Below are 15,393 nucleotides of genomic sequence, written 5' to 3' on the forward strand. Positions count from 1 at the left end.
GGGCGCGTCAGACGGGGCGCGCCCGCCCATCAGTTCAACCTTATCGACTAGTCGAAAACACCCGAATATTCCCAATCGCCCTTAAACCAAAGGCGCGCGGATCGACTAAACAACAGCCCCAATGCAATAAGACTTGCAATCGTTTGACCCAGAAAAATCAAGCCGATTGGCGACATACCAGTCTGGAAATGAGCGAGAATTGAAAACGGAACTCCCAGCACGAACAACGTAATCGCAATCCACTTGCCGACAACACTGCGACCGCGCGAGATCCAAAGATAGAGTGCTGAAAGGAGGATTAGCGTGAAAAGCTGCGTCGCAAGAACGAGACCGACTCGTCCTTGCGAAACTGCAAGCAACTCGGGCCATCGTAACCAGCTGTTGAAAATACCGAGCGCCAGGGATCCCAACATCAATCGCTCGAACCAGACGATCTCCCTTGGACGCCCCAACTCGATCTACTCCTTACGCCTCGCCCTGCGTCTCGATTAGCGCCGCCGCAATCGCTTCCTTGGGCGACTTGCCGCCCCACAGGACGAACTGGAACACCGGATAAAAGCGCTCACATTCATCGATCGCGCTTTCGACCAGCAATTCGGTGTGTTGCAGCGTAATCGATGCGCCGTCGTCGCCCGGTATCATCGCGGCGTGGCGGTAGAGCAGGATGCCGCTCGACGACCACAATTCGAAATGGCCAACCCACAGCTGTTCGTTGACGAGGCCGATCGTCTCATAGATCGCGCCGCGGCGCTCGTCCGGGATGCGGACATCCGGGAACGCCAGAAACTGGAGCACGCCGTCGTCCTCGCGCCAGATCGCGCGCAGCTCATACTCGGTCCAGCTGCCCTTTACCTTGGCAACGACCTCGTCCTCTTCGCGCGTATGACTCCAGCCATGCGCCGCGAAGTAGCTTTCCAGCATGTCGATCGGCGCGGCGTCATCGTCGCGCTCATATTCGCTCTCATCGAGCATTCCGGTCGTCCTCCGCCCGGCCCTTGCCTGGCGCAGTTGGTGCCAATCCTCGCCGCGCCGCACAAGCAGCTTAGCGTAAACATGGTGGAAATAGATGTGGAAAAGGCGGGGCTCAGACGCCCGGCGCGGCCTTTTTCGGCTTTGCGGGCTTCGCAGCTGCGGGAGCATCGCCCAGCTTCGCCTCGAGCGCCTCGATCCGGGCACGCAGTGCGTCATTCTCGTCGCGTGCGGCAACCGCCATCGCCTTCACCGCATCGAACTCGTCGCGCGCAACGAAATCCATGCCACCGACAAACGTCTTGAACCGCTCACGCGCGGCGGACTCGCCCTCACGCGCCATGCCGGCCATCGTGCCGGCCGCGCCGTTCACGAACTTTACGAAATCGTCGAAAATGCGGTTGTCGCTCTGCATGTCTTGTTCCTTCGCGGCCTCACCGCATCCGTTTCAGCATCGCTGAAGCCAATTCAGATACTCATTTGGGGCGCGGACTGCGCCGGGACAAGAGTTTCCGCGTTCGGATTGAGCTGGTCGATCTGGAAACACAGCCACCCGGCAAAGCACAGCCAGCCAAGATAGGGCAGCATCAGGATCGCCGCGCCGACACGGATACGCCCGAACAGGATCGTCGTCGCGAGCGCCAGCACCAGGATCACGCCGATCAGCACGAACGCCCAGAATGGCTGGTGCATGCCAAAGAACAGCGGCGACCAGGCAAGGTTCGCGCCCATCTGCACCGCAAACAGCACCAAAGCCGGGCCACGCAACTTCGAACCGCGCGCGTTGATGATCATCGCCAGCGCAAGGCCCATCAGGACGTAGATCGTGGTCCAGGCGACCGGAAACGCCCAGTCGGGGGGCGTCTGCGGCGGCTTTTCGAGCATCTGGTACCACAGGTTCTCAGCCCCAGTCGGAGCGATGCGCGCCGAGGTGAAGCCGAGCAGCAGGATGAACGGGACCGTCACCACCGCCCAGCGCAGAAACGCCAGCCGCAGCTGTCCCTTGGACGCAATCTCCATTCCCCGCTCCCCAGTCTGTATGACCCGGCCTATTCGGCCGGTTGCGGCGATGCCATCGCCGCATCAAGCTCCCGGCTCACGGCTTGGGGCGAACCAGTCCACTTGGCAAGTCTGCTATACAGGATCGGGATCAGGAACAAGGTGATGAGCGTCGCCAGCATCACGCCGAACACGATCACCACGCCGATCGCCGACCGCGCGCCCGCGCCCGCGCCACTCGCGATCATCAACGGCACCGCTCCCGCGGCGGTCGCGATCGACGTCATCAGGATCGCGCGCAGGCGGCGGGCCGAGGCGATGCGGATCGCCTCGGCAATGCTCTTACCCTCGTCGCGCAGCTGGTTGGCGAATTCGACGATCAGGATGCCGTTCTTCGCCGCCAATCCGACCAGCATGACGATGCCGATCTGACTGTACAGGTTGAGCGACTTCCCGAAGAAGAATAGCCCGAGCATGCCCCCGGCGACCGCGAGCGGAACGGTCATGATAATCACGCCGGGATGCACGAAGCTCTCGAACTGCGCTGCGAGCAGCAGATAGATGATCAGGATCGTCAGCCCGAACACCAGCAGGATCGACCCGCCGGTTTCGACAAACGCCTGGCTCTCACCGCGATAGCCGACCGCCAACACTTCGGGCGACTGCGCCGCCTGTTCCTGAAGGAAGGTCAGCGCCTCGCCGAGCGAATAGCCTGGCCCGACACCGCCCGACAATGTGATCGCGCGCAGCTTGTCATAGCGGCCAAGATCGCGCGGCCCGGACACTTCACGCGTGGTGACGAGGTTCGACAGCGGGATTAGCGAGCCGTCGCGCGCGCGGACATGGATCTGCGCCAGGTTGGCGAGCGTCGAGCGGTTCTCGGCATCCGCCTGAACGATTACGCGATATTCCTCGCCGCGATCGAGATAGGTCGAGACGCGGCGCGAGCCGAGCAAGGTCTGCAGCGCCTGGCTGACGTCGTTGACCGACACGCCGAGATCACCGGCGCGGGTCGTATCGACCTCGATCCGCATCTGCGGCTTGGTTTCCTTGTAATCGGAATCGAGGTTGATGATGCCGGGATTGTTGGCGGCGGCGGCAAGGATGCGGTCGCGCGCGGCGGCCAGCCCCTCATAGGTGTTGCCCGCGATCACGAAGTTGACCGGCTGCCCGCGCCCGCGCCCCAGCGCCGAGCGGACCTGCGCATTGCCGCGCACCGCTGGCTCATCGGCGAGGATGCGGTTGATCTGCTGCGCGATATCCTGCGTCGACTTCTCGCGCTCTTCCCATGGCTTGAGGAAGACGATGAAGGTGCCGCTGTTGAAATCGTCGCTCGCCCCGAACCCGCCCGGCGTGCGGGTGATGATCGTGCGGACGGTGCCTTCCTCGATCAGCGGCAGCATCTTCTTCTGCACGCCCAGCATATAGCTGTCCATCTGGTCGAAACCAGTGCCCTCGGGCGCGCTGATCTGTACCTGCGCAATGCCCTGATCCTCAGCGGGCACGAGTTCGGACTGGAGCGTCACGAACCCCGCCCCCGCCGCAAACAGAAACGCGAGCACGCCGATCAGCGGCACCAGCGGCTTGTTGATCGCGCGATCGAGCCAGCGGCTGTAGAAATTCTCGAGCTTGCGGAACTGGTCATCGACCCAACCGGTAAAGCGCCCGCGCTTTTCCTTCCGCAGCATCTTCGAACACAGCATCGGCGTCAGGCTGAGCGCGAGGAACCCGGAAAAGGCGACTGCGCCGATCATCGCCACCGCCAGCTCGCGGAACAACAATCCGGTCTGGCCGGACAGGAAACAGATCGGCACGAACACCGCGCACACGACCAGCGTGGTCGAAATCACCGCGAACCCGACCTGCCGCGTGCCCTGGAACGCGGCGACCAGCGGGGTCTCCCCCTCCTCGATCCGGTGATAGACATTTTCGAGCACCACGATCGCGTCATCGACCACCAGACCGATCGCGAGCACCAGCGCAAGCAGCGTCAACAGGTTGATCGAAAAGCCGAACATCCATAGCACCGCGCACGCCCCGAGCAGACAGATCGGAACCGTCACCGCCGGGATCAGCGTCGCGCGCCATGATCCGAGGAACAGGAAGATGACCAGAACCACCAGAATGGCGGCCTCAGCCAGCGTCTTCCATACCTCGTCGATCGCACGCCCGATGAACAGCGAATCGTCCGATCCGACGGTGATCGTCATGCCTTCGGGCAGGTCGGGCTTCAGCGCTTCGGCAGCGTCCTTGGCGGCCTGTGCGACCTCCAGCGTGTTCGCGCCCGACTGGCGCACGATGCCCAGGCCCACCGCCGACTGGCCGTTCATGCGGAACGTGCTGTACGGGTTCTCGGCATCGACCTCGACCCGCGCGACATCGCTCAGGCGAACGAGATAGCCGTCCTCCCCGCGCCCGACGACCAGCCCGGCAAAGCTTTCCGGGCTGCCGAACGGGCGATCGACACGCAGCGTGCGGTTCTGCTGCTGCGCCTCAAGCCGCCCGGCGGGCAATTCGACATTCTGCGTGCGCAGCGCGGTTTCGACATTGGCCGGGGTCAGGCCGAACGCGGCGAGCTTGGTCGCATCGAGCCAGATGCGCATCGATGGCCGCGCCTCGCCGCCGACAAACACGCGCGCCACGCCGTCGATCGTGCTGAAGCGGTCGGCAAGGTTGCGATCGACATAATCCGACAGCTCGAGCCGGGACCAGCCGGGGCGCGAAATGACGAGGAACAGGATCGGCGAACTGTCCGCATCGACCTTGCGCACCTCAGGCGCAATCGCCTCTTCGGGCAGGTCCTCGGCGACGCTGCCGATGCGGTCGCGCACGTCGTTCGCGGCCGAATCGATGTCACGGCCCGGACGGAACTCGATCGACACGTCCGACACGCCGTCGCGCGAGCGCGAGGTGATCGTTTCGATTCCCTCGATCCCCGACAGCGCCTCTTCGATCGGCTGGGTGATCCGCGCCTCGATCACGCTGGCGGCGGCCCCGGTATAGGCGGTCTCGACCGACACGACCGGCGGATCGGTATCGGGATATTCACGGACCGACAGGCCCAGATAGCCGACCACGCCGACGATCGTCAGCAGCATCGCCAGCACTGCGGCAAAGACGGGCCGCCGGACCGAAAGGTCGGAAATCTGCATCAGTTACCCTTGGCCTGACCCGCCGCCTTGGGCGCTGCATTGCCCGCGCCCGCGGTGCGGACCTGCTGCCCCTCGGCGATCTTGACCACGCCTTCGGTGACGACGCGCTGGCCGGGTTTCAGTCCCTGAACAACCTCGACCAGCCCATTCTGGCGCAGGCCGGTGCGGATCGGCACGCGCTTTGCCTTGCCGTTCTCGATGATGAAGACGAAGCTCTGCTCGCCCTCACCCACCACTGCCAGTTCGGGGACCGCAGCGGCGGTGCGCGCCTGCGCCTCGATCGCGACGGTCAGCAGCATGCCGGGCTTGAGCTTGCGGTCGCCATTGGCGAGCACCGCGCGCACCGTAGCAGCGCGCGTCTGCGGGTTCAGCACCGGGTCGATCGTAGCGATCGTGCCGCGAAACGGCTGGTCGGGATAGGCCGCGGCAGTCGCGACGATGGCTTGCCCCGGGCGGATTTGCCCGAGCAGCGTTTCCGGCACGGTGAAGTCGAGCTTGATCCGGCTGACATCGCTGACCGTCGCAATCTCGGTCCCCGCGCTCACCACCGCACCGGCGGAGATATTGCGCAACGACACCCAGCCGCCGAACGGCGCACGCACCACCCGGTCGCCGATCGCGGCGCGCGCTTCTGCGGCCTGCGCGTTTGCCTGCCCCGCCAACGCGGTCTGCGCATCGACCGCGCTACGCGTTGCAAAGCCACGGTTCTTGAGTTCTTCGAGCCGGTTGAGCTGCTGCTGCGCCTCGCGCGACCGCGCCTGGGCCTGAGCCAATTGCGCATTTTGCTGCCCGGCCTCGAGCACCGCGATCACCTGACCCCGGCTGACGAACGCGCCATCATCGAAATTGAGGCGAACGATGCGCTGCGTCACCGGTGCGGTCAGCGTGACCTGTTCATTGGCGCGCGCGGTGCCGACGGCATCGATCCGCTCGACAAAACGCGCTGATTGAACAGCACCCAGCGTGACCAGAGGCGCCTCGCGACCCTTTTTCTGCGCGGCGTCGCCGCCGCCGCACGATGCCAGGACCACAGCCGAAGCCGCCAAAACAAGAATCATTCGCATGGAAAAGCGCGCTACACCAACCGGGGGGAACATCAACTATGCCAACCAACTTGTCGCAAAAGTGTGTCAAGATTTGTTGCGCCTGCGAAGAAACGCTGCGTTTCCAATCGTCGACGTAATCAACCAGCCGGTTTAAGCTCAGGCCGCTTTGCGTCGGGTCGGTGTTATCGGCGCGCGCCAACCATCGTCGCCCGAGGCACGGAGATTCTGATGCTGCTTCCACTCTGGTTCATGTTGCTTGCAAGCCCTGCGCAGGCGCAATCATGCCCGACCCAGTTTCTTCCACCAGCGATCGACTCCACCGCGCTCCCAGCGCTCAGTCCGTTTGTTTTCGCGCTCGAGTTCGCCGCAACGCCATCGCGGGAATATCCAGGAGACGCTTGGGTCATTCGCGTGTCGCGGCAGAACGTCCGAAGCGACGCTCGCCTTGCGATCGTGCACCTGCGGCGTCAAATCACCTGCAATCGATACGATATCATCGCAACATGGGACCAAGCACTGCCGGCTTCCGACTATCTCCGTCTCGCTCAGGAGATCGCGCCCTATTCCGATGGACCGCGTGATGTTGCCGTGCAGCGTGACCCCACGCAGGGCATGACGCTCGACGGTACTGAGCTCGTGCTGCGCGCCCAGGGGCCGGGATGGAAGGTCGAGCGCACTCTTAACATCGGCGATCGCGTGGGTCCGGATGTCGGAATGCCGTTCCACCGGCTCGCACAGCGCCTTGTTCCCCCGGAAGCGATGCCCGATGCTGAATGGCGTCGCCGAGGGCGCTAGTCCGCCGCAAAGCCGAACGGCGAGACCCCCGCCTCGCGCTCGCTGACCAGCATCGCGCGGCCCGTCGGCGGCGCGCTGCGCTGCGGGCATTCGCGCGTGCAGGCGCGGCAGCCCAGCCCCACCGGCACCGCCTCTCCCCCAAAGTCGAGGCCCCGCGCAGCCGCCAGCCCCGTCGCCGCCTCCGCCGCCAGACCCAGCGTCACGACGAAACGCGCACGCACCGCCCCCGCCCAGCCGCCGGGCGGAGCGACGCAGCGCGAGCTGGTGAACCAGCGTGATCCGTCCTCGAGTTCGACCAGTTGGACGATCCGCTCATCCGGCCGCGCGAACGCCGCATAGGCGTCGAGCAGCGGGCACGGAACGGCGGATTCGACCAAAGGCGATCCGCTCGCCCCGGCAAAGCGCTTCGACACCTGTCCGGCGCGATCAACGCGCAGCATGAAGAAGGGCAAGCCGCGCGCGCCAACGCGCTGAAGCGTGGTCAGCCGGTGCGCCACTTGCTCCGCGCTCGCACCGAAACGGCGGCGCAGCAGTTCCAAGTCATATCCGGTCGCCTCACACGCGCGCAGGAAGCGGGCATACGGCATCATTACCGCCGCGGCGAAATAGCCGGCGAGGTGGCGGCGATAGAGCCGCTCGGCGACGCGGTCGGCGAACCCGGCACCGCGCACCAGCGCCTCGATTTCGGCGCGCGCCTCGCTCGCCAGCTGGCGCGCCAGCGCGAACACCCGGCTCGGCGGATCGAGCGCCTCGGACAATTGCAGCTGGCGCGCATGCAGGTCGAGCCGGACGCGCAATCCGGCGAGCACCTCGATCGGGAGGACGCGGATCGAAAGCTGGTGCTTGACCCGCAGCCGCTCGGCCATCGCCCCGAATGGGTCGCTCGATGCGATGCGCAGTTCATCGGCCAGCGCTTCGGCGGCGGCGTCGAGATCGGCGAAATGGTTGCGCCACCGCTCGACCTCACGCCGCACCGCCGCGCCGGGATCCTCCGCATCTCCAGACGCCACCGTCCCGCCCGCCCCGATCCGGTCATAGGCCCGCGCAAAAGCCTCCGCCCCGCCCGGCGCACCGGCGAGCCATTCGGTCAGTTCGCTGCGGTCAATCTCGATATCGGCGAACAGCGGATCGGCCAGCCGCCGCCGCATCGCCTCCTCACCCCCGCCTGGATCGCCGGCGGCCAGCGTGCGCGGGTCGAAGTCGAACACCTGAGCAAGGCTGAGCATCAACGTTGCCGACAAGGGCCGCTGGTTGCGCTCCACGAGGTTGAGATAGCTGGCCGAGACGCCCAGCATCTCCGCCATCGCCGCCTGCGTCAGCCCCTGCCCGCGCCGCAGCCGCCGCACCGCATGCCCCGCGAACAATTTGCGCTCAGCCATGTCCTACAGCCCCTGTTCCTGCTATGTTCTGCTCAATCAGAGTGTGTCAATTATTTACATACCATCCACCGGCTTGTCATGCGCGATCTACACCGTGACCCCGCTGACACCTGATCAAAATTGTCAGGATCGCCATTCGCGAGTCATACAGAATGCACGACAGTTTACAGGAGCAAGCTCATGAAGACCCCCGAACCCGCGACTGCCCGCCCGGTCTTCTCGACCGCCGACTTCGCCCTGCTCAAGGAAGCGGTCGCCGATTACACGCGCAAGATCGCCGACGACCCCCGCTCGGTTCAGTTCGCCAACCTCTATCACCGCCTCGGCCGTCTCGGCTGACGCGGGCCCGCCTTCCTGGGGAGGAACGATGCCCGCCGGCTTGCCCCGGCGGGCATTTGCGTCCGCGATTTGCCCCTGCTAATCCCTCGATTCGAAAACAGGGTATGGAGCAGGATCGCCGGATATGAGCCTCGACGCCGAGACCTTTGACGCATTGATCGACACGGTACGTCGCTTCGTCGCCGAACGGCTGCGCCCGCTCGAGGCAGAGGTCGAGGAAGCCGACGCTATCCCGCCGCACATCGTCGAGGAGATGAAGGCGCTCGGCCTGTTCGGCTTGTCAATCGCCGAGGAATATGGCGGGCTGGGCCTGACGATGGTCGAGGAATGCCGCGTCGCACTCGAACTCGGGCGCACCACCCCGGCCTTCCGCTCGACCTTCGGCACCAATGTCGGCATCGGCAGCCAGGGCCTCGTCATGGCCGGCACCCCCGAACAAAAGGCCGAATGGCTGCCGAAGATCGCCACCGGCGAGATCGTCACCAGCTTCGCGCTGACCGAACCCGATGTCGGCAGCGACAGCGGCGCGGTGAAGGCCCGCGCGGTTCGGGATGGCGACGTCTATCGGCTCACCGGAACCAAGCGCTACATCACCAATGCCGACAAGGCGTCGCTGTTCACGGTCATGGCCCGCACCGGCGACGAACCCGGCGCACGCGGCGTCTCCGCCTTCCTCGTCCCGCGCGACCTGCCCGGCGTGTCGATCGGCGAGCCCGAGAAGAAGATGGGGCAAAAGGGCGCGAAAGTCGCCGACGTGATCTTCGACGACGTCCCCGTCCCCGCCGCCAACCGGCTGGGCGAAGAGGGCGAAGGCTTCAAGATTGCAATGCGCGTGCTCGACCGTGGCCGCTTGCATATCAGCGCGGTCAGCGTCGGCGTCGCCGAGCGCCTGATCGCCGACTGCGTCGCCTATGCGACCGAGCGCAAGCAATTCGGCAAACCCATCGCCGAGCACCAGCTGATCCAGGCGATGATCGCCGACAGCAAGACCGAATGCCTCGCCGCCCGCGCGCTGGTCCTCGAAACTGCCCGGGCCAAGGACGATGGCAAGGACGTGGTGCTGGAGTCCGCCGCGGCGAAGCTGTTCGCCACCGAAATGGTCGGCCGCGTCGCCGACCGCGCGGTGCAGATCTTCGGCGGCGCGGGCTATATCGCCGATTACGGGATCGAACGGCTCTACCGCGACGTCCGCCTGTTCCGCATCTACGAAGGTACCAGCCAGATCCAGCAACTGATCATCGCGCGTGAGACGTTGAAGCGCGGCGGCTGACGAAAGGGAGAGACATGGACACCAGCAAATTTTTCGACCTGACCGGCAAGGTCGCCCTCGTCACCGGCGGCAGCCGCGGCATCGGCAAGATGATCGCCGAAGGCTTCATCGCCCAGGGCGCGAAGGTCTATATCTCCTCGCGCAAAGCTCCGGCGTGCGAAGAGACCGCCGCTGAACTCGGCCCGAACTGCATTCCGCTCCCGATGGACGTCTCGACCGTCGAAGGCTGCAAGGCGCTCGCCGCGGCGCTGGCCGAACGCGAGCCGCATCTCGATATCCTCGTCAACAATGCCGGCGCGGCATGGGGCGTCGAATTCGCTGAGTTTCCCGAGGCGGGCTGGGACAAGGTCATGGACCTCAACGTCAAATCGCCCTTCTTCCTGACGCAGGCGCTGCACGACCTGCTCAAGGCCTGCGCCAGCCATAACGCGCCGTCCAAGGTCATCAACATCACCTCGATCGACGGCCTGCGGCTCAATCCGTGGGAAACCTACAGCTATCATGCGTCCAAGGCGGCGCTAATCTATCTGACCAAGCGCATGGCCGCGCGCCTGATCCGCGACGGGATCATCGTCACCAGCCTCGCCCCCGGTGCCTTCGCCAGCGAGATGAACCGCGCCGCCCGCGACCATGGCGACGAAGTAGCCAAGCGCATCCCGATGCGCCGCGTCGGCACGCCCGAAGACATGGCCGGCGCGGCGATCTTCCTCGCCAGCCGGGCGAGCGATTATGTCGTCGGCGACACGCTGGTGGTCGACGGCGGGCTGGTCAATGCATCGCTTGGGGTGAGCATCGACGCTTAGTCCGCGGCCTCGTTCTGGCCAGCGATCTTGATCTCCCGGCCCAGCAGGGTCCTGACATAGATGCGCTGGACCAGCACGAACACCACGACGGTCAGCGGGGCGGCGAGGAGGACGCCGAGGAAGCCGAACAACAGCCCCGCAGCGACCACGGCAAACAGCAGGATCGCCGGGGGCACATCGACCGCCTGCTTCTGGATCATCGGCTGCAGGAAATTGCCCTGAATCTGCTGGATGACCAGAAACAGCACGACGGTCCACAGCGCGGTCATCGGCGATACGGTAAAGGCGAGCAGCACCGCCGGCACCCCCGCGATGATCGGCCCGATCATCGGGATCACGTCGAGCAGCCCGGCGATCAGGCCAAGGCCACCAGCCGCCGGCACGCCGAGCAGCGCAAGCCCGGCCCAGGTAAACGCCGCGACCACGAGAGACGACACCGCCTGCCCGACCATCCAGCCGCGCAAGCCGCGCGACGCATCGTCGAGCGCCGCGGCCATCGTCGGCTCGGCACGGCGCGGCATCAGCAGCAGCAAGCCGCGCCGATACACCGCCGGATCGCTCGCGAGGAAGATCGCCGCGACGAACACCAGCACGAAATTGGCGATGCCGTTCGTGGCGGTGAGGACATAGCCCCCAGCCTGGCTGGCGAGGCGCGACACGTCGCTGCTCCCCTGCTCGACCATGTTGCGCACCGACTCGCTCAGGCCGGCGCGCTCAAGGAAGGCGCGGACCTGTTCGATCGCCGGCGGGATGCTGTCCTGAATCGTGTCGAACTCCCCCGCGAGCTGCGACCCGAACAGCGTAAACGCGCCGCCGAAGACCGCGAGGATCAGGACCACCGAAATCCCGAGCGCGGGGCCGCGTCCCATCCCGGTAAAGCGGCTGACCGACTGGGTGATCACCCCGAAAATCGCGGCCAGCACCAGCGCCGCGAAGATCAGCATGAGAAAGCCCGACAGTTCGAGCAGCATCCATGCGAAGCCGACGATCACCAAAATCGTGACGGTGACCGTCGCGACCCGGCCGATTGTCGGGAAATCGCTCGCGGTCGTGTCCGTTGGGGTAGTCATGTGGTGATGTGCTCCAGGCAGTTCGCGCGAGGGGTGGACCGAGGCCATGTGGCCGCAGTCGTAACGCGCAACGCATTGCATCGCCAGCGGGTCCGTATCGCCTGCGTCACCAATCGCTGAATGCCTACATCCACCCACAGCGCCGTTGACGCGGCGGGCGCGGACGGCTTTCAAGTGCCAATGACCTCTTCCTCATTCGCGCCGTCCCGCCGCAGCTTCGTCGCTGGCACCCTTGCCCTTGTCGGCGCCCCTGCTGTCGCCCTGACCCGCGAACCCGATCGCCTGATCGCCGGCACCTATGCCAGCCGCGGTGGTCCGGGCGTGGTCCCGATGGCCGCCACGGGTGAAGGCTGGACGGCGGGGACCCCGTTCGCTGCGATCCGCAACGCCTCATTCGGCGTGGCGTCGCGCGACGGTCGCATGCGCTATCTGCTCGAGGAGCAACAGGAAGGCGCGCTCGGAATCTACGGCCGCGCACTGAACCGGCTCGGCACGTTCTCCACGCTGGGAGCCGATCCATGCCATGCCGCGCTTAGCACCGATGGGGGAACCCTCGCCGTGGCGAACTATTCGAGTGGCAACGTCACGCTGTGGCGGCTGGACCGGAAAACCGGGCTGCCTATCGGAGAGGCGCAGAGCGTTGCGCATCGCGGCAGCGGACCAAACCAGCGCCGACAGACCGGACCGCATGCCCATTGGGTTGGGTTCAGCCGGGACGGGCGGATGCTCCACGCTGTCGATCTCGGCGCGGACGCTGTGTTCGCCCATCGGGTCGATCCTGCGTCAGGACGGATCACGGGCAGCACAATCGCCTATCGCGCCACGCCCGGATCGGGGCCGCGCCACCTCGCCTGGCACCCGCAGCTGCCAGTCGCGTATTTGCTGGCGGAGCTGACAAACACGGTCACGGTGCTGGGCGCAAATCCCGATGGCAGCTTTACCGGAGGAGAGACGCTCTCCACCCTCCCCGCCGGTTTCGAAGGCCAGTCTTCGGGCGCGCATATCGCAGTCAACCGCGCGGGTACGCGGCTGTATCTGTCCAATCGCGGCCATGACAGCATCGCCGTCTATGCCATCGACCGCACCGGCGGCCTTAGGCTGTTGCAGCATGCCAGCTGCGGCGGGCACTGGCCGCGGCTGTTCCTGCTGCGAGAGGATCGCAGCGAGATGCTCGTTGCCAACGAACGGTCGGGCAATGTCGCGGTGCTGCGCGTGCAGGCCGACGGGCGCCTCGCCGAGCCGACACGCGGCCCGGCGATCCCCGGCGTCGTATTCCTCTCCGAATAGGCGGGCCTTAGCGCGCGATCCCACCCGCCGCGAGGACCGCCAGCGTCACCAGATCGCCCGCGCTGCTCGTCATCGGGGCGACCTGAACCGGCTTTTCCATGCCGACCAGCATCGGCCCGATCATCGCATCCCCGCCCAGCTCGCGCAGCAGCTTGGCGGAAATATGCGCCGATTGCAGACCCGGCATGATCAGGATGTTGGCGGGACCGGACAGGCGCGCGAACGGGTAGTTGGCGAGCTGGCGCGGGTTGAGCGCGACGTCTGGCGCCATTTCGCCTTCATATTCAAAGCCCACGCCGCGCGCGTCGAGCACCTTCACCGCATCGCGGATATTCTCGAGATACGCGCCCTTGGGATTGCCGAAGGTCGAATAGCTCAGGAACGCGACGCGCGGCTCATGGCCCATGCGGCGGGCGACCTGTGCGGTCTGTTCGGCAATGTCCGCCAGTTCCTCGGCATTCGGCCGCTCGTTGACTGTCGTGTCCGCGATGAACACGGTGTGGCTCTGGCCGACCATGATGTGGACGCCGAACGCAGTGCGCCCCTCTGCCACATCGATCACACGGCGCACTTCGCGCATCGTCTGGGCATAGGTGCGGGTGACGCCGGTGATCATCACATCACCCTCGCCCAGCTGGAGCAGCAGCGAACCAAAGATGTTGCGATCCTGGTTCACCATCCGCTCGCAATCACGGCGCAGATAGCCGCGCCGCTGCAGGCGGCTGTAGAGGAAATCGACCATCGCCGGCACCAGCGGCGAATTGCGGCTGTTGTGCAGCTCGAAGCTATCGGGATCGCTGACGCCGAGCGCGCGCAGGCGTTCGGGAACATCGTCGCGGCCGACCAGCACCGGCGTGCCATAGCCACCCTCGCGGAACGCGATCGCGGCGCGAAGCACGACTTCCTCTTCGCCCTCGGCAAAGATCACCCGCTTGGGGTGGGCGCGCGCGCCTTCGTACGCGAGGGTGAGCACCGACGTCGTCGGATTGAGGCGACCGCGCAATGTGTGGCGATACGCCGCCATGTCGAGGATCGGCTTGGTCGCGACGCCGGAATCCATCGCCGCCTTGGCGACCGCCATCGACACGACTTCCATCAGGCGCGGGTCGAACGGCGCGGGGATGATGTATTCGGGGCCAAAGCTGTGCGCCTTGCCATAGGCGAGCGCGACTTCCTCCGGTACCTGCTCACGCGCCAGCTCCGCAATGGCGCGGGCGGCGGCGATCTTCATTTCTTCGTTCACTGCAGTCGCACGCACGTCGAGCGCGCCGCGGAAGATGAAGGGGAAACCAAGGACGTTGTTGACCTGATTGGGATAGTCCGACCGCCCGGTCGCGATGATCGCATCGGGGCGCGCGGCCTTGGCCAGCTCCGGCCGGATCTCGGGCTCGGGGTTGGCCATCGCGAAGATGATCGGCGCAGGGGCCATGTCCACGACCATCTCGGGCTTGAGCGCGCCGGCGGCGGACAGGCCCAGGAACACGTCGGCCCCGACCAGTGCCTCGGTCAGCGTGCGGCGATCGGTCGTCGCGGCATGGGCCGACTGCCACTGGTTCACGCCTTCGCGATCGGTGGTGATGACGCCGGTACGGTCGCACATCAGCACATTTTCATGCCGCACGCCCATCGCCTTCATCAACTCGGTGCAGGCGATTGCGGCAGCGCCCGCGCCGTTCACCACCACCTTGATCTCGCTGAGCACGCGACCGGTGAGCAGGCACGCGTTGATCAGGCCGGCGGCGGTAATGATCGCGGTGCCATGCTGATCGTCATGGAACACCGGGATATTCATGCGCTCGCGCAGCGTCTGCTCGATGATGAAGCATTCGGGCGCCTTGATGTCCTCAAGGTTGATGCCGCCAAAGCTCGGCTCCATCAGCTCGACCGCGTCGATGAAGCGGTCGACATCCTCGGTCTTCAGCTCGATATCGATCGAATCGACGTCGGCGAAGCGCTTGAACAGCACCGCCTTGCCCTCCATCACGGGCTTGGACGCCAACGCCCCCAGATTGCCCATGCCCAAAATGGCCGTGCCGTTGGAGATGACCGCGACGAGGTTGCCCTTGGCGGTATAGTCATAGGCCGTCGCGGGATCGTCGGCGATTGCCTGGACAGGGACAGCGACGCCGGGGGAATAGGCAAGCGCCAGGTCGCGCTGCGTGGTCAGCGGTTTGGACGCGATGATCTCGATCTTGCCGGGCCGGCCTTCCGAGTGGAATAGCAGCGCCTCGCGCTCGGAAAACTGGATATTGGCTTCTTCGGACATTCGGGGCTCCGCAGCGAT

The 15,393-nt window shown here is 65.5% G+C and carries 14 protein-coding genes; 5 read left to right on the forward strand and 9 right to left on the reverse strand.

The window, feature by feature from the left end; translation table 11 throughout:
* Positions 1-47: 47 nt before the first annotated feature.
* The 6 genes from K9B35_RS03545 to K9B35_RS03570 all read right to left on the reverse strand — a co-directional run bounded on the left by K9B35_RS03545 (position 48) and on the right by K9B35_RS03570 (position 6,184).
* Positions 48-413, reverse strand: coding sequence for a hypothetical protein (locus K9B35_RS03545; protein WP_224920419.1), 366 nt, complete (start codon positions 411-413; stop codon positions 48-50).
* Between the two features lie 52 nt (positions 414-465).
* Entirely contained in the window at positions 466-972 is a 507-nt protein-coding gene (locus K9B35_RS03550) for a YbjN domain-containing protein (protein ID WP_224920420.1), read from the reverse strand.
* Between the two features lie 112 nt (positions 973-1,084).
* On the reverse strand, positions 1,085-1,384 hold the full coding sequence (locus K9B35_RS03555; RefSeq protein ID WP_224920421.1) for an accessory factor UbiK family protein: 300 nt from the start codon (positions 1,382-1,384) through the stop codon (positions 1,085-1,087).
* 53 nt (positions 1,385-1,437) lie between these two features.
* A complete protein-coding gene (locus K9B35_RS03560; protein ID WP_224920422.1) occupies positions 1,438-1,989 on the reverse strand; it encodes a TspO/MBR family protein in 552 nt (183 codons plus the stop codon).
* 29 nt (positions 1,990-2,018) lie between these two features.
* Positions 2,019-5,120, reverse strand: a complete 3,102-nt coding sequence (locus tag K9B35_RS03565; RefSeq protein ID WP_224920423.1) for an efflux RND transporter permease subunit — start codon at positions 5,118-5,120, stop codon at positions 2,019-2,021.
* Positions 5,120-6,184 carry an efflux RND transporter periplasmic adaptor subunit gene (locus tag K9B35_RS03570; RefSeq protein ID WP_224920424.1) on the reverse strand — a complete coding sequence of 355 codons (1,065 nt, stop codon included), beginning with the start codon at positions 6,182-6,184 and terminating at the stop codon, positions 5,120-5,122. Before K9B35_RS03570 ends, K9B35_RS03565 begins: the two co-directional genes overlap by 1 nt.
* Positions 6,185-6,394: 210 nt before the next feature.
* On the opposite strand from K9B35_RS03570, the gene K9B35_RS03575 reads away from it, so the two are divergent.
* Positions 6,395-6,961, forward strand: a complete 567-nt coding sequence (locus K9B35_RS03575; protein ID WP_224920425.1) for a hypothetical protein — start codon at positions 6,395-6,397, stop codon at positions 6,959-6,961.
* Here K9B35_RS03575 and K9B35_RS03580 read toward each other — a convergent pair.
* Complete coding sequence (locus K9B35_RS03580) at positions 6,958-8,340, reverse strand: helix-turn-helix domain-containing protein (protein ID WP_224920426.1); 1,383 nt, start codon at positions 8,338-8,340, stop codon at positions 6,958-6,960. The genes K9B35_RS03575 and K9B35_RS03580 overlap by 4 nt on opposite strands.
* A gap of 180 nt (positions 8,341-8,520) precedes the next feature.
* Here K9B35_RS03580 and K9B35_RS03585 point away from each other — a divergent pair, with 180 nt between their 5' ends.
* The 3 genes from K9B35_RS03585 to K9B35_RS03595 all read left to right on the forward strand — a co-directional run bounded on the left by K9B35_RS03585 (position 8,521) and on the right by K9B35_RS03595 (position 10,752).
* A complete protein-coding gene (locus K9B35_RS03585; RefSeq protein WP_186456931.1) occupies positions 8,521-8,679 on the forward strand; it encodes a hypothetical protein in 159 nt (52 codons plus the stop codon).
* A gap of 124 nt (positions 8,680-8,803) precedes the next feature.
* The gene (locus tag K9B35_RS03590) at positions 8,804-9,949 is read left to right on the forward strand and encodes an acyl-CoA dehydrogenase family protein (protein WP_224920427.1); all 1,146 of its coding nucleotides are present in this window, start codon (positions 8,804-8,806) and stop codon (positions 9,947-9,949) included.
* 14 nt (positions 9,950-9,963) lie between these two features.
* Positions 9,964-10,752, forward strand: a complete 789-nt coding sequence (locus K9B35_RS03595; protein ID WP_224920428.1) for an SDR family oxidoreductase — start codon at positions 9,964-9,966, stop codon at positions 10,750-10,752.
* Here K9B35_RS03595 and K9B35_RS03600 read toward each other — a convergent pair.
* On the reverse strand, positions 10,749-11,822 hold the full coding sequence (locus tag K9B35_RS03600; RefSeq protein WP_224920429.1) for an AI-2E family transporter: 1,074 nt from the start codon (positions 11,820-11,822) through the stop codon (positions 10,749-10,751). The two genes, K9B35_RS03595 and K9B35_RS03600, sit on opposite strands and share 4 nt — an antisense overlap.
* 180 nt (positions 11,823-12,002) lie before the next feature.
* On the opposite strand from K9B35_RS03600, the gene K9B35_RS03605 reads away from it, so the two are divergent.
* Positions 12,003-13,109 (forward strand): lactonase family protein, encoded by a 1,107-nt coding sequence (locus K9B35_RS03605; RefSeq protein ID WP_224920430.1) that lies wholly within the window; start codon positions 12,003-12,005, stop codon positions 13,107-13,109.
* Between the two features lie 7 nt (positions 13,110-13,116).
* Here the strand turns inward: K9B35_RS03605 and K9B35_RS03610 are convergent, their stop codons facing one another.
* Positions 13,117-15,375 carry an NADP-dependent malic enzyme gene (locus tag K9B35_RS03610; protein WP_224920431.1) on the reverse strand — a complete coding sequence of 753 codons (2,259 nt, stop codon included), beginning with the start codon at positions 15,373-15,375 and terminating at the stop codon, positions 13,117-13,119.
* Positions 15,376-15,393: the final 18 nt, after the last annotated feature.

The organism is Sphingomonas sp. R647, assembly GCF_020177055.1.
Taxonomy (GTDB): Bacteria; Pseudomonadota; Alphaproteobacteria; order Sphingomonadales; family Sphingomonadaceae; genus Sphingomonas.

Bases quoted from the DNA above. Each gene is read 5' to 3' on its own strand.
- K9B35_RS03545 (WP_224920419.1), bottom strand. From the start codon at position 413: ATGTTGGGATCCCTGGCGCTCGGTATTTTCAACAGCTGGTTACGATGG.
- K9B35_RS03550 (WP_224920420.1), bottom strand. From the start codon at position 972: ATGCTCGATGAGAGCGAATATGAGCGCGACGATGACGCCGCGCCGATC.
- K9B35_RS03555 (WP_224920421.1), bottom strand. From the start codon at position 1,384: ATGCAGAGCGACAACCGCATTTTCGACGATTTCGTAAAGTTCGTGAAC.
- K9B35_RS03560 (WP_224920422.1), bottom strand. From the start codon at position 1,989: ATGGAGATTGCGTCCAAGGGACAGCTGCGGCTGGCGTTTCTGCGCTGG.
- K9B35_RS03565 (WP_224920423.1), bottom strand. From the start codon at position 5,120: ATGCAGATTTCCGACCTTTCGGTCCGGCGGCCCGTCTTTGCCGCAGTG.
- K9B35_RS03570 (WP_224920424.1), bottom strand. From the start codon at position 6,184: ATGCGAATGATTCTTGTTTTGGCGGCTTCGGCTGTGGTCCTGGCATCG.
- K9B35_RS03575 (WP_224920425.1), top strand. From the start codon at position 6,395: ATGCTGCTTCCACTCTGGTTCATGTTGCTTGCAAGCCCTGCGCAGGCG.
- K9B35_RS03580 (WP_224920426.1), bottom strand. From the start codon at position 8,340: ATGGCTGAGCGCAAATTGTTCGCGGGGCATGCGGTGCGGCGGCTGCGG.
- K9B35_RS03585 (WP_186456931.1), top strand. From the start codon at position 8,521: ATGAAGACCCCCGAACCCGCGACTGCCCGCCCGGTCTTCTCGACCGCC.
- K9B35_RS03590 (WP_224920427.1), top strand. From the start codon at position 8,804: ATGAGCCTCGACGCCGAGACCTTTGACGCATTGATCGACACGGTACGT.
- K9B35_RS03595 (WP_224920428.1), top strand. From the start codon at position 9,964: ATGGACACCAGCAAATTTTTCGACCTGACCGGCAAGGTCGCCCTCGTC.
- K9B35_RS03600 (WP_224920429.1), bottom strand. From the start codon at position 11,822: ATGACTACCCCAACGGACACGACCGCGAGCGATTTCCCGACAATCGGC.
- K9B35_RS03605 (WP_224920430.1), top strand. From the start codon at position 12,003: ATGACCTCTTCCTCATTCGCGCCGTCCCGCCGCAGCTTCGTCGCTGGC.
- K9B35_RS03610 (WP_224920431.1), bottom strand. From the start codon at position 15,375: ATGTCCGAAGAAGCCAATATCCAGTTTTCCGAGCGCGAGGCGCTGCTA.